This is a genomic window from Pseudomonas sp. CIP-10 (assembly GCF_020911845.1).
In the GTDB taxonomy this organism is placed as follows: Bacteria; Pseudomonadota; Gammaproteobacteria; order Pseudomonadales; family Pseudomonadaceae; genus Aquipseudomonas; species Aquipseudomonas alloputida.
In genome coordinates this window covers 1,362,501-1,375,299 of record NZ_CP087160.1, presented here as the reverse complement: position 1 = coordinate 1,375,299, position 12,799 = coordinate 1,362,501, and the positions used below count along the sequence as shown (strand labels likewise).

At 60.3% G+C, this 12,799-nt stretch carries 9 protein-coding genes and 2 rRNA genes (1 of these 11 running past the window's edge); all 11 read right to left on the bottom strand.

Features of this window, described 5'->3' with window-relative positions:
* Nucleotides 1-53 precede the first annotated feature (53 nt).
* Nucleotides 54-950 (bottom strand): LysR family transcriptional regulator, encoded by an 897-nt coding sequence (locus LMH93_RS06170; RefSeq protein WP_003254840.1) that lies wholly within the window; start codon nt 948-950, stop codon nt 54-56.
* Between the two features lie 108 nt (nt 951-1,058).
* Entirely contained in the window at nt 1,059-3,095 is a 2,037-nt protein-coding gene (locus tag LMH93_RS06165; protein WP_230064930.1) for a pyridoxamine 5'-phosphate oxidase family protein, read from the bottom strand.
* Nucleotides 3,096-3,122: 27 nt separating this feature from the next.
* The gene (locus tag LMH93_RS06160) at nt 3,123-3,752 is read right to left on the bottom strand and encodes a glutathione S-transferase family protein (RefSeq protein WP_012051444.1); all 630 of its coding nucleotides are present in this window, start codon (nt 3,750-3,752) and stop codon (nt 3,123-3,125) included.
* 169 nt (nt 3,753-3,921) lie between these two features.
* Nucleotides 3,922-4,473: a UPF0149 family protein gene (locus tag LMH93_RS06155; RefSeq protein ID WP_014860612.1), complete on the bottom strand. Its 552-nt coding sequence runs from the start codon at nt 4,471-4,473 to the stop codon at nt 3,922-3,924.
* Nucleotides 4,474-4,564: 91 nt separating this feature from the next.
* Nucleotides 4,565-5,554, bottom strand: coding sequence for an asparaginase (locus LMH93_RS06150; protein ID WP_230064929.1), 990 nt, complete (start codon nt 5,552-5,554; stop codon nt 4,565-4,567).
* Nucleotides 5,551-6,705: a hypothetical protein gene (locus LMH93_RS06145; RefSeq protein WP_230064928.1), complete on the bottom strand. Its 1,155-nt coding sequence runs from the start codon at nt 6,703-6,705 to the stop codon at nt 5,551-5,553. The genes LMH93_RS06150 and LMH93_RS06145 overlap by 4 nt, the downstream gene beginning before the upstream one ends.
* A 10-nt stretch (nt 6,706-6,715) precedes the next feature.
* Entirely contained in the window at nt 6,716-7,612 is an 897-nt protein-coding gene (locus LMH93_RS06140; RefSeq protein WP_003254849.1) for a nitrilase family protein, read from the bottom strand.
* Between the two features lie 145 nt (nt 7,613-7,757).
* Complete coding sequence (locus tag LMH93_RS06135) at nt 7,758-9,692, bottom strand: flavin monoamine oxidase family protein (RefSeq protein WP_230064927.1); 1,935 nt, start codon at nt 9,690-9,692, stop codon at nt 7,758-7,760.
* Nucleotides 9,693-9,834: 142 nt separating this feature from the next.
* The gene (locus tag LMH93_RS06130; RefSeq protein WP_004576806.1) at nt 9,835-11,478 is read right to left on the bottom strand and encodes an acetolactate synthase large subunit; all 1,644 of its coding nucleotides are present in this window, start codon (nt 11,476-11,478) and stop codon (nt 9,835-9,837) included.
* Between the two features lie 627 nt (nt 11,479-12,105).
* Nucleotides 12,106-12,221 (bottom strand): 5S ribosomal RNA (gene rrf / locus LMH93_RS06125).
* A 142-nt stretch (nt 12,222-12,363) separates the two neighbouring features.
* Nucleotides 12,364-12,799, bottom strand: a 23S ribosomal RNA gene (locus LMH93_RS06120) (it continues 2,457 nt past the right edge of the window).

Below are 12,799 nucleotides of genomic sequence, written 5' to 3'. Positions count from 1 at the left end.
CCGTCACGATAGCGAACATTGTCTGGCGCCATTTCTCGACGCGCTGAACGACCTCAATCCAGCTGCTGATCGCGCAAGTCTTGCGCCAGCATGTCGATAAAGGCCCTGACCTTGGCCGAGCCGTACTTGCTTTCGCGGTGCAGCACATGAATGGGCCAGGGCGCCTCTTCGTACTCGGCCAGCAGCACCTGTAACTGCCCGCTAGCCAGTTCGTCCGCCACCTGGTACGACAGCAGCCGGGCAATCCCCAGCCCGCCGCTGGCAGCTGCGATTGCCCCGTCATTGCTGGTTACCGTCAGCCGTGGCTTCATGCGCACCAAGGTCGGCTCGTCGGTCACTCCGAAGCGCCAACCCGCCCGCGGCGACAGGTTGGTGGTGCCGATTATCGCATGCCCGGCCAGGTCCGACGGGTGCTTCGGCACACCATGGCGCGCCAGGTAGTCGGGCGAGGCACACAACATGCGCCGCACCCTGCCCACCCGCAACGCCTTCAACCCGGAGTCGGGCAACGGCCCGATGCGCACGGCCACGTCCATGCCCTCCTCGACCATGTTCACCACGCGGTCGAGAAAAAACGCGGAAACGTCGACTTCCGGGTACTGCTGCAGGTAACGGACAATGCACGGCATGACGAACTTCTTGCCGAACAAAATCGGCGCGGTCACCGCCAGGTCGCCCCTGGGCGTCGCGTTGATGCCGGCAGCGGCTTCATTGGCCTCGTGGATACTGGCGAGGATGTGCCGGGTGTCTTCCAGATAGCGGCCGCCGGCCTCGGTCAGGCGCACGCTGCGTGTTGTGCGCAGCAACAGTTTGACCCCGAGCTGCTCTTCCAGGGCGCTGACGGCGCGGGTGACGGCGGCCGCAGAAATGTCCAGACGGCGGGCAGCCGCGGCGAAGCTTTCCAGCTCGCCGACGGCGACGAATACCTTCATCAGGTGGATCTGGTCCATGCGGGCTCCTGAGGGTAATGGGGCGTGCGGATTATCGTTCATCTGGATGCGCGGTGTTAGCTGTGCCGGCCTCTTCGCGGGCAAGCCCGCACCTGCGACTGGCTTGAATCAGACATCCAGCACCAACGCCTGCATCCCCTCCTCCCCCTTCGCTGGCACAGCACAACAGATCAGCACCGACCCTGCCTCCGGCAACTCTGCCGGCGGATTCGGATAATGCACCTGGCCGCTCACCAGCCGGGTCTTGCAGGTACCACACGAACCACCCCGGCAACTGAACTCCGGTGCCAGCCCACGCGCCTCGGCCAGTTCCAGCAAGGTGCCGCTACCGGGCACCCAGCGAGCCTCCTTGGCCGACGCAGCAAAATACACCGGCACCGGTTCGTCGGCGGCAGGCGGCTGTTGCAAGATTGGCTGATCTGCGTCGGTGTGCCGCCGCAGCGTCGACGGGCCAAACGCTTCGGCGTGAATCCGCGCATCCGGCACATGCACCCCACGCAGCCCTTCGTAAAGCTGCTGGGTGAAGCTGCCCGGCCCACACAGGTAGAAATCGTAGTCGTCCAACGCCAGCGTTGCCTTGACCTGTTCGATACCCAACCGGCCGGCAAACTCGTAATCACGACCGACCTGCGCGTGCCCTTCAGGCTGGCTCAGGGCGCGGTGTATATGCAGTAGATCGCCAGCCTGTTGCTGCAAGGTCGCCAGTTCCTGCTGGAACGGCAAGTCGGCCAGGCTGCGTGCGCCATGGAACAGATGAATGCGCCGGGCCTGCCCCGTCCTCAACTGCTGACGCAGCATGGCCAGCAACGGCGTGATGCCCACGCCCGCGCCGATCAGCACCAACGGGCGTGTGCTTTGCTGATCAAGCGTGAAGCTGCCCATCGGCGGCCGCACATTCAACACCTCGCCGGCCACAACGTGCTCATGCAAATACCGCGAAGCCGGGCCCTGGGCTTTGACGCTGATGCGCAAGAATCCATCGTCGGGGGCACTTGAAAGGCTGTAGGTGCGGATCAGCGCCGGATCGCCATCACGCGTCACCTGCACAGGCAGATGCTGGCCAGGGGCAAAGGCCACACGGCAGCCTGCCGGTGGTTCGAGATAGAACGAGCGGATGTCGCGGCTTTCCTGCTCCACCCACAGCACCCGCCAGGCCAGCCATTGGCGCTGTTGTTGCCGCTGCTCCAGGCGCGCATCGGCCTCGGCCCAAGTACCGGTCATCAGACTGGTCGGCGCGTATTCCTTGAAAGCCCAGCGCAGCGCAACGGCTGCCGGACGCCACACCACCTGCTCGACCTGCAGTGTCCATAACCGCTCAGCGCCTTCAAAGGCGTGGATGGCCGGGCTGTCCAGCAGCACCTCGGCACGCCCGTACAGTTGCAACACATTGCCATTATTGAAGTCGATGAACAGCAAGCCGGCCCGCGGGTTGACCACCAGGTTGCCCAAGGTGTTGAAATGCAGATTGCCAGCATAGTCGGGAATCGTGAGCCGATTGCCTTCGACCTTGATGAACCCTGGCCGGCCACCACGGTGGGAGACATCCACCGAGCGCTGGCCGTCAGCATGCTCGACATAGCTGGCCACGAAGAAGGTATCGGCCGCCTGGATCATGCTGACGGTTGAGGTATCCAGTGTTGTCGCATCGATGCGCCCGAGGGCGGGTTCGGTGACGCGGGTGTAGTCACGCAACTGGATGTACTGCGGGCAGTTGCCAAACGCCTGCTCTACGGCCACGTGCAGTTGCCCTTGGGCAGCGTGGCGGATCTGCCCGTTGATGCGATTGCGCCGACGGGTGTGCAGTTCGATCCCCAGCAGGCCGACCGCCTGCCCGGCTGCCAACCCGGGGGTGGCGGGGTCATCTGCTGGCAGCGTGGTGTGGATCGTCAGCATACGAGGGTCGGGCGAGCTTACGAACCCTTCTGGCCCCTCCAGCAGCGTGGCCCAAGGCCGACCCTGGGCATCCACACTGGCGGCGACCATGAAGGGTAACTGGTGATAGAACGTTCGGTGCTGGTCGGGCATGTGGTCACGAATGACCTTTTGCCCGAACGCCTCCATGCGTTCTGCTACACCGACCTTTTCCTGCAGGGTCTTTTCACCCGTATGCCAGGGCGAGGGGCGGTGATCAGGAGATTGTTGCATGGCGGCGTTCCTCGCGATGGCGGGGTTTCAGGCGTGGGTTTGCAGCCCGATCACGGTGCGCGGCATGGGGACGAAACGCGGCAGCGCCTCGATCCGCGCCAGCCAGTTGCGCACATTGGCATAGGGCTCCAGCGACACGTTGCCTTCGGGGGCGTGAGCGATGTAGGAGTAGTTGGCAATGTCCGCGATCGTGGGTGTGCTACCCGCCAGGAATGGCGTCTTCGCCAACTCGGCATCGATCACCTTGAGCAAGGTGTGGGCACGGGAAATCACTTCGTCGGCATTGAATGAAGCCCCGAACACCGTGACCAGGCGGGCGGCGGCCGGGCCAAAGGCCAGCGGGCCGGCAGCGACTGATAACCAGCGTTGCACACGGGCGGCGGCGGCAGGTTCTTCGGGCAGCCAGGCACCGTTGTCATATTTTTTGGCCAGGTAGACGAGGATGGCGTTGGAGTCGGCAATCACCGTGCCGTTGTCATCGATGACCGGAACCTGGCCGAACGGGTTGAGGGCGAGGAAGTCCGGCTGCTTGTGCGCGCCTTTGGCCAGGTCGACGAACACCAGCTCGGTGGGCAGGTTCAGTAGCGAGAGCATCAACTCGATGCGATGAGCATGGCCAGACTTGGGGAAGTTGTAGAGCTTGATCGGGTTCGACATGGGCTTGGCTCCTGGTCAGCGCCGGGATGGGGCTGATGGAGCACATGCTGCACTGGATCGGCTGGTAGCAGAATCAGTGCGCAGGGGAAACCATAATTTCGCAGGGCGGAATAATGGTTTCCAAACACTTGCGCTGGCGCCTGCAGGTGAGCGCTAGCCTACGATCCGATCAGTGCAGTTTTTTGAAATGTCGGTACAGCCCACGCGCAGCCTCGACCACCTGCGGCACACAGGCCTGGATATCCTCATCGCTCATCTGGTCCAGCAGCTCGAAGTTATCTTCCAACCCATGTAGCGAAATGGCCTTGAGGAGCGGGGCCTGCTCCGGTGGCAACTCGCCCCAACCGGCCACCTGGGTACCGCGCATGTAGCCGAAACACCACTCCTCCATCACGATCACAGTGCCCTGCTCGCATTCGCGTTCCTCGAACAGCGGTTCGAACTGGTCGACCTCATTGCTCAGTTCTTCTGCCACCTGGCTGGCATAACGCAGCATCAATGCCGTGTAGGCCTCCTCATGGGCGGGCTTCTTGAACTTCGGTACCTTGCCACCCGCTACCGCCGGCAGCCATTGTTCCGGCAGGACAGTGATCGGCGAACTGGCGAGTGCGACGAAAAAGCCATTGAGCTCGGCCAGGTCCAGCACCGAGTAGTCATTGCCATAGGTGATCAGCAGGTCTTCGAGGCGGTCGAGTTCTTTTTCGCTGAGTACGGGGAGCATGGGTAAGAATCCTGGGAAGCAAAAGTGTGTGCACCCTAGCACAGCAACGCCGGAAGGGCTGCCCGCGCGAACGCCCGCGCGGGCAGATGGTTCAGGGCTGCAACCAGGCCTGCAGCTCATGTTGCCGGTCGGTGCCTATCAGCAGCCACAGCAAGATGCGGCATTTGCGCGGGCAGAGTTGCCCAGCCATGTAGACGCCTTTTTTCTGCAAGTCGATTTCTGCGCCAGCAAACCCGTAGGTTGCCCGGGCTGTAGGCCCTCTCCCAGTGCGTGTAGCAACCAATACCGGCAAGGTGGGCGCCAGGTGTTCGAGCACTTCGGACCAACTGGCAGAAACATGACCAGCACCGAAACCGGCGATGACCACCCCCTCGTAACCCAATGCGGCCACAGCCTGCAGCAGCGCCGTGTCTGCGTCCAGGCAGGCTTCCAGCAGGGCAACGCGCTGGTCGATGCGATACGGTAACGGCAACACTTCCCGTCGCCCGGGCGGATGGCGATACAACACAACACCCTCCACAACGTCGCCCAACGGGCCACATCCGGGCGACTCGAATGCCGCCATCGCCAGGCTGGCCGTCTTGCGAACCCTTGCCGCGCAGTGGACCTGATCATTCATGACCACAAGCACACCTCGCCCATGGCTGTCTTGTGCCAATGCAACCTGAGCCGCAGCCAACAAATTGGCCGGCCCATCATTGCCCGGCTGACTCGCCGAGCGCATGGCACCGGTCATCACCAATGGCGCATCGAATGGCCAGAGCAGATCCAGGAAATAGGCCGTTTCCTCAAGGCTGTCGGTCCCTTGGCTCAATACCAAAGCCTGGGCTCCGCGCTCCACCTCGCCCCGGGCCCATGCCAGCACCTCCAGCAACGTCGCGAAGCCCAGCGATGCACTGGGGAGCAGGCACAATGAAGCAACGTTCAACTGCGCCATCTCGCGCAACTGTGGAACCTGAAGCAGTTGCCGCTCACAATCCAGGCTTGGCGTCACACCATCCCCGACAGTACCCAGCCGCATACTGACCGTGCCGCCCAGAGTGGCGATCGACAGCCTGGGCAGGCTCGAATGTTCGCTCATGCTTCTCCCCCCACAATCAACCCGACTATCGGCACAATGCCAAGCGTGCAGATGGCCATCGACACCACATTGCCGATGTAGCCATGCACATAGGCCGGCAACCGCTGAGTGATCGCCACTGCCAGCGGCGGAGCCACCAGGGCACCCAGCACTGCACTGGCCACCACCACTTGCCAGCTGCCGCCATGTGTCAACACCGCGGCCGGGACGATCGACACAATCGGAATGTAGGTGGGGTACCACCCACGGGCTTTCCACTGTCCACGCCAGCATACAACCCCGACCAGGGATGCCAGGGCCTGCCCGGCCACCATCTGCATCACCAACATAGAACCGTATGACAGTGCAGCCGGGCTCAACAGGTATGCCAGCAACACACCCAGCAATAGCCCGAGGCTGGCCAGCTCATTACCAAAGAATGGGGCTTCGCTGAAGTCGGCCAGAACGCGCCGCAAAGTCCAGACCACACCGTAGTCAGGCTGATTGACAACCGGCGCCACGACGGTGGGTTCACCGCATTGGCGTACCCATGAAGGAAAGCGCTTGCACAGGATGAAGGCCACGACGCTTGCCACAGCCATGCCACTCACATTGCCCACTACCACGGGCAACTGCAGGGGATAACACAGGTAATTGACCATCAGCAGGCTGGCCGGTGTTACCAGTAGTGCCCCCAGTAGCGCCCCCGTGATCGTCACCCGCCAGCCCGCACCAAAAAGCAAGACCATGGCTGCCGGCAATGACACGAAGGCAACGAACGTTGGTTGCCAGATGCCACTGGCCAAGGTCCATCCCCACAACGCATGGCTGAGCAGCAAGCCCAAGAGCGAGCTGGTAAACACCCATGGCCATAATCCGCTGCCATAGCAAATGGCAAAGCCCTGCCAGCGGTACCCTCGCACCTGCGCCCAGTGCGCCAGGCACGCGCCCAGCAGCAAGCCCAGCGCGGGTAGTTCGTGCTTGTAGAAAGCCACTTCACTGATATCACCAACAATCCAGCGCAAGCGGCTGAGCGGCTCATCGAGCGTCGCCACCCTCTGTGCATAATCCAGCCATTGGCCATGGGCAAGGCTTGCAGCGAAAAACACCAGCAGACAGCCGAACATCAACACAAGCCAATGCTGCTGTCGTGAGAAGAAGCGCGTGTTCATTCGCAACTCCTCAGCGTGGCATAGGTGCATGCAAGCGATAGCCAAGGGTGGCATCGTAGAGGTCGGTGCGCCGGTCTCTTGGCAGGTCGTTGAGGCTGTTCCAGATCGGTGCCGAGCGCGCACTGCTCAAATCGACATCGGCATAGATGATCTCCTCGGCTTCTGCACTGCCCACCTCGCCGATCGGCCAGCCATGAGTACCGGCGATCAGCGAGCAGCCCAGGAAGCGCCCGCCCCGCTCACTGCCGACGCGGTTCGCGGCGGCGATATAAACGTTGTTGACATGCGCTGCCGTCATGGTCAGGTACGAGGCCATGCAGCGCCCTGCATCATCGAACAACGGCGGCGGGGTCCATACCCAGTTGTTGAGGCTGCAGATGATGTCGGCACCTTGCGCGGCCATCACCCGTGGTACTTCCGGGAACCAGATGTCCCAGCAGATCAGCAGGCCGATACGGCCGATAGGCGTCTCGAACACCGGGAACCCCAGGTCACCAGGGGTGAACCAAAGCTTTTCCTGGTTCCACAGATGCGCTTTGCGGTAGTGCCCGAGCAGGCCTTCGGGGCCAAACAGTACAGCACTGTCGTATAGCTTCAGCCCGTCACGTTCGGCAAACCCCGCAGCCAGGTATACCTGGTACTGCTTGGCGAAGTCGGCCCAGGTTTTCAGGCAAGGGCCGTCCTGCAGCACCTGCGCATGGGAATAGGCTTCGGCACGGGAGTTGAAGGTGTAGCCCGTGTTGGCCAGTTCAGGCAGTACGATCAGGTTGGCACCTTCGCGTGCTGCGCGCCGGGCCAATGCCAGGCCTCTGCTCACGTTGCTCTCACAGTGCTCAAGACCGACCTGAGGGTCGTACTGGATGACAGCGATTCGTACGGGGCTGACGGGGGAACAGGATTCAGACATGGCGGCTTCCTTTTTGTGGTTGTTTTGGAAGGACGCCAGTAAAGCGATGTTGGGCCAGGGAGCGACAGTCAGGTGAGTCCTATGGGACCAAAGGAAAGTCACATAATGGCAGTAGGACTCCCCCTACAAAATGGCCCGTACGCCGTTATTTCCCAACCTGATAGTGGGGGTAGTACTCGAGGGTAAAGCCACCATTGAACTCGGCTGACGTGTTGTTGCAGAGGTTAATGACCGTATCGATTGCCGTGCGCAAACACGGCTCGGTCCATCCAGCGTCAACTGAGAAGGACTCGCCGGCCAGATACAGCCCTGAGCGCGCACTCAGGTCTCGGTTGTATTTCATCAGGTTTACAGCATCAAAGTAGGTACCTGCCCTATACAACTTCGCGCACCCGAGCGCATTTCGATCTGTGATCCAACGCTGTATGCAAATATTTCGAGTATCGACGTAAGGTGAAATAGCCTCCCCCACATTGGTGCAGCGTAGAAGGATCCGATCGAGCTCCTTCAGGCATTTACTCGCCAACTCCGCATCAGAGAAGGCTGCCAATTTGGTAGCGTCATCCTCCCAGGTATAACTGAGGAGAATGCAGTCATCTGGATAGCTATCGTTGTACCGATAGGCATAGACATCGTGCACAAAGCTATCGGTAATCAGAATTTGCGGCATCGGCTTGTGGTCTAGGAAACTTTTCTTCAACGGTGCATAGACCTTGCAACTGGTCTCCCAATGGGCATGCTTCCAGGCATCGATAATCGGCTGCGGCAACATCTGGCGGGTGAAGCCGCTGAGGCTGATGTTGGTTTCGATCAGCCATGACGGAGTGGTCATGATCACGCTGTCGAAGTCTTCATATTCGGTGCTCTCGTGTAACGGATCACTGCATCGCCAACGGTATCCGACCCGAATACGGCCACTTTCCAGCTTCTGCACCGCACACACGGACGTATCAGTCAGTAGCCCATCACTTGTTTTCAGAAGATGTTCATATAGCGAGATCCCACCCATGCCGACGTCTAGGTGCAAAAGGCTTTCGTCGAGGGCCGCAAGTCCGAGATAAGCTGGCCCTTGAAACGGCAATCCCCTGCTATCAGGGATATTGTTTGCTTCAAGATGCGGCGCAGTGTAAGGCACCCCTCTTGAATCCACACGGCCATGCACCAACTGCAAGTGACTGCTGAAGCCAAAGATTGCCGTACGTAGCGGGTACAGGCAGCAAACATCATAAAATGCTCCCCAGCTGCCATCGCCAATACCGATAGCATAGAAAATGGCTGACTCGTCACTGCTCATGCCCAAACCGCCAAAGTCACCGGGGTTTTCAGGATCCCAGGCAGCAAGGGCGGGCAAATGCACCAGATCCCTGAACGACAGTCGATGATAGCGTTCGACGATTTCCCGCCATATCGACTCCCAGCTTGACGTGCCATAAACCGCGGCAACATGTTCAGCAAATTGCTGAGCAAAATTGCGCCATTTCTCGTAGACCTGTTGCAAGACTGCCGTAGGGGGTGGGGTTTCGCCTGACGGATTACGCCAGATCAAAAGACCCGGTTCACCTTCCCCTTCTAATTGACCTTCGCGAAGATAAATTCCCGTAGCATTCACCCAAGGTGTACCTGGGTTAGGGAAGTCAGAAATCCGCAGCTCGAACAGCTTTGCGTAATAGGCCATAAGCGAGCGACCCTCTTTAGGCGACTCTCCAGTCCTATTGAAGAACGGCATGCGCATCGCCCCCATTTCAAAAGGGGTTGCAGGTTGCTTGTGGCTTGCTGAGCTGTTCACGACCGTCAGGTGTCGCCTGCCTACACGCCGGGACTGCTCAATCAAGGTGATACGGTTGAAACCACAGCGCAATAACTCGCGGGCAGCAGTCAGCCCGGTAACTCCGGCACCGACGATGCAAATGCGGTGATCGGGTTGTATGGCACGTGCGACGCCGCCCTCTTGTTCGAGAAGCCGGCGGTAGTCGAAGCAGAGATCCGGGGGATTAGGGAAACGTGCGGCCCATGGCTGCATAGGCAGTGATGGGTCGATGGCCAGATCGGCAGGATGATTGTGTGTCGAACCAATAGTCATGTTCTCGGGTTCTCCATGAGTAGAGAACCTGAGAATGATCAATTGCAACAGGCGTGAAGTGGTTGCTAACTACCACCCGCCGGCACCTACAGGATCTGAGATACCCGTGGGTGCCGGCTTACAGCGATAAGGTCGTCAGGGCTTACACCGCCAGCGCGCGCTCACGCAGCTCGCTGTTGAGGATGCGGTCGTTCTCGCTGTAATCGACCGGGCAGTCGATCACGTGCACACCTGGGGTCTTGATGCAGTGCTCCAGCAGTGGCAGCAGGCCTTCGGCGCTTTCCACGCGGTGGCCGTTGGCGCCGTAGGCTTCGGCATACTTGACGAAGTCCGGGTTGCCGTAGTCCAGGCCGAAATCGGTGAAGCCCATGTTGGCCTGCTTCCAGCGGATCATGCCGTAGCCGTCGTCACGCAGGATCACCACGGTGATGTGCATGCCCAGACGTACTGCAGTCTCCAGTTCCTGGCTGTTCATCATGAAGCCGCCGTCGCCGCACACCGAGATTACCGGGCGGTCCGGGTGCACCAGGTGCGCAGCCATTGCCGATGGCAGGCCGGCGCCCATGGTCGCCAGGGCGTTGTCCAGCAGCACGGTGTTTGGCTTGTGCGCTTTGTAGTTGCGGGCGAACCAGATCTTGTAGATGCCGTTGTCCAGGGCGACGATGCCTTCGGACGGCAGTACACGACGGATGTCAGCCACCATGCGCTGTGGGTAGACCGGGAAGCGGTCGTCGTCGGCGCCTTCGGCGATCTGTGCTTCGTTGGCTTCACGGATGGCCATCAGGCGGGTGAAGTCCCAGTGCGACGTGTCGTTCAGTGCTTCACTGATCTGCCACACGGCGTTGGCGATGTCGCCGATCACTTCTACTTGCGGGAAGTACACGGCATCGACTTCGGCAGAGCGGAAGTTGATGTGGATGACTTCGGTGCCGCCACGGACCATGAAGAACGGTGGCTTCTCGATCACATCGTGGCCGATGTTGATGATCAGGTCGGCGGCTTCGACGGCGCGGTGAACGAAGTCGCCCGACGACAGCGCAGCGTTGCCAAGGAAGCGCGGGTGGCGCTCATCGACCACGCCTTTACCCATTTGGGTGGTGATGAACGGGATGCCGGTCTTGTCGATCAGTTGCTTGAGGACCTTGGCGGTCATCTTGCGGTTGGCACCGGCACCGATCACCAGGATCGGGTTACGCGCGTTCTGCAGTTTCTCGACGGCAGCTTCAATGGCCACGTGCTCGGCCAGCGGGCGGCGGTGCAGGCTGCGCGGGATCGGCAGCGCGTCGGTCTGCTCGGCGGCGATGTCTTCCGGCAGCTCCAGGTGCACCGCACCCGGCTTTTCTTCTTCGGCCAGGCGGAAGGCTTCGCGCATGCGGGCCGGGATGTTGTCGGCCGAGGCGAACTGGTGGGTGTACTTGGTGATGGGGTCCATCATGCCGCACACGTCAATGATCTGGAAGCGACCCTGCTTGGACTTCTTGATCGGCTTCTGCCCGGTGATCATCATCATCGGCATGCCGCCCAGGTAGGCGTAGGCGCTGGCGGTCACCAGGTTGGTGGCACCAGGGCCGAGGGTCGACAGGCTGACGCCGGTCTTGCCGGTCAGACGACCGTAGGTGGCAGCCATGAAACCTGCAGACTGCTCGTGACGGGTCAGTACCAGCTTGATCTTCGACTTGCGCAGGGATTCGAGCAGGTCGAGGTTTTCCTCACCGGGAATGCCGAATACATACTCGACACCTTCGTTTTCCAGGCATTGCACAACGACATCGGCGGCCTTGGCCATCTTGCTTGCTACCTCAAGTGATGGGACGGGGAAGTCCAGAAATGCGCAGCACGGTACGCTGGCATCGCCAGGTCCAGAGCAGAAGTGCCCCGAACCAAAGTCTTGACGTAGGGGGGGGGCGGGAAAGTCACGTTAATGATGCGTGGAGGCCAATCTAGCCTGGCGTCGCACCATCCTCTGTAGGAGCGGGTTTACCCGCGAAGAGGCCGGCCCTGCTGGCCAATCCCCACTTGCCGTTCACCGTTGCCGCCGCCACCGTATTCGCGGGTAAACCCGCTCCTACACAGATTGGTGGTGGACACACATCGGGGGGTGGACACAGGCCGTCGTAGGAGCGGGTTTACCCGCGAAGAGGCCGGCCCTGCTGGCCAATTTCCACCCGCCGTTCACCGTTGCCGCCGCCACCGCATTCGCGGGTAAACCCGCTCCTACACAGATTGGTGGTGGACACACATCGGGCGGGTGGAAACAGGCCGTCGTAGGAGCGGGTTTACCCGCGAACACCGGCGAAGCCGGTGCCCTCCACCGAGCTGCCTGTTCCCACAGTGATTCGAGCAGGTCCAGTTTTTTTGCCCACAAAGACAAAACCCCTACCTGCATGCGCAGATAGGGGTTTTGCGAAATGAATCTTGACGATGACCTACTCTCACATGGGGAAACCCCACACTACCATCGGCGATGCATCGTTTCACTACTGAGTTCGGGATGGGATCAGGTGGTTCCAATGCTCTATGGTCGTCAAGAAATTCTGTTGCCAGAATGTCCAGATGGACAGCCCAGCGAATTCGGATATGCGATATTTGCGAAGCTCTTGTGTAAAGCACGAATTTTCGGGTCTTTCGTCTTCACCACCACAATCTGCGTAGCAGATTGCTTGGGTGTTATATGGTCAAGCCTCACGGGCAATTAGTATTGGTTAGCTCAACGCCTCACAGCGCTTACACACCCAACCTATCAACGTCGTAGTCTTCGACGGCCCTTCAGGGGATTCAAGATCCCAGTGAGATCTCATCTTGAGGCAAGTTTCCCGCTTAGATGCTTTCAGCGGTTATCTCTTCCGAACATAGCTACCCGGCAATGCCACTGGCGTGACAACCGGAACACCAGAGGTTCGTCCACTCCGGTCCTCTCGTACTAGGAGCAGCCCCTCTCAAATCTCAAACGTCCACGGCAGATAGGGACCGAACTGTCTCACGACGTTCTAAACCCAGCTCGCGTACCACTTTAAATGGCGAACAGCCATACCCTTGGGACCGGCTTCAGCCCCAGGATGTGATGAGCCGACATCGAGGTGCCAAACACCGCCGTCGATATGAACTCT

Coding starts and splice junctions, on each gene's coding strand:
- LMH93_RS06165 (WP_230064930.1), bottom strand. CDS start 3,095: ATGCAACAATCTCCTGATCACCGCCCCTCGCCCTGGCATACGGGTGAA.
- LMH93_RS06135 (WP_230064927.1), bottom strand. CDS start 9,692: ATGACTATTGGTTCGACACACAATCATCCTGCCGATCTGGCCATCGAC.
- LMH93_RS06170 (WP_003254840.1), bottom strand. CDS start 950: ATGGACCAGATCCACCTGATGAAGGTATTCGTCGCCGTCGGCGAGCTG.
- LMH93_RS06150 (WP_230064929.1), bottom strand. CDS start 5,554: ATGAGCGAACATTCGAGCCTGCCCAGGCTGTCGATCGCCACTCTGGGC.
- LMH93_RS06145 (WP_230064928.1), bottom strand. CDS start 6,705: ATGAACACGCGCTTCTTCTCACGACAGCAGCATTGGCTTGTGTTGATG.
- LMH93_RS06130 (WP_004576806.1), bottom strand. CDS start 11,478: ATGGCCAAGGCCGCCGATGTCGTTGTGCAATGCCTGGAAAACGAAGGT.
- LMH93_RS06160 (WP_012051444.1), bottom strand. CDS start 3,752: ATGTCGAACCCGATCAAGCTCTACAACTTCCCCAAGTCTGGCCATGCT.
- LMH93_RS06140 (WP_003254849.1), bottom strand. CDS start 7,612: ATGTCTGAATCCTGTTCCCCCGTCAGCCCCGTACGAATCGCTGTCATC.
- LMH93_RS06155 (WP_014860612.1), bottom strand. CDS start 4,473: ATGCTCCCCGTACTCAGCGAAAAAGAACTCGACCGCCTCGAAGACCTG.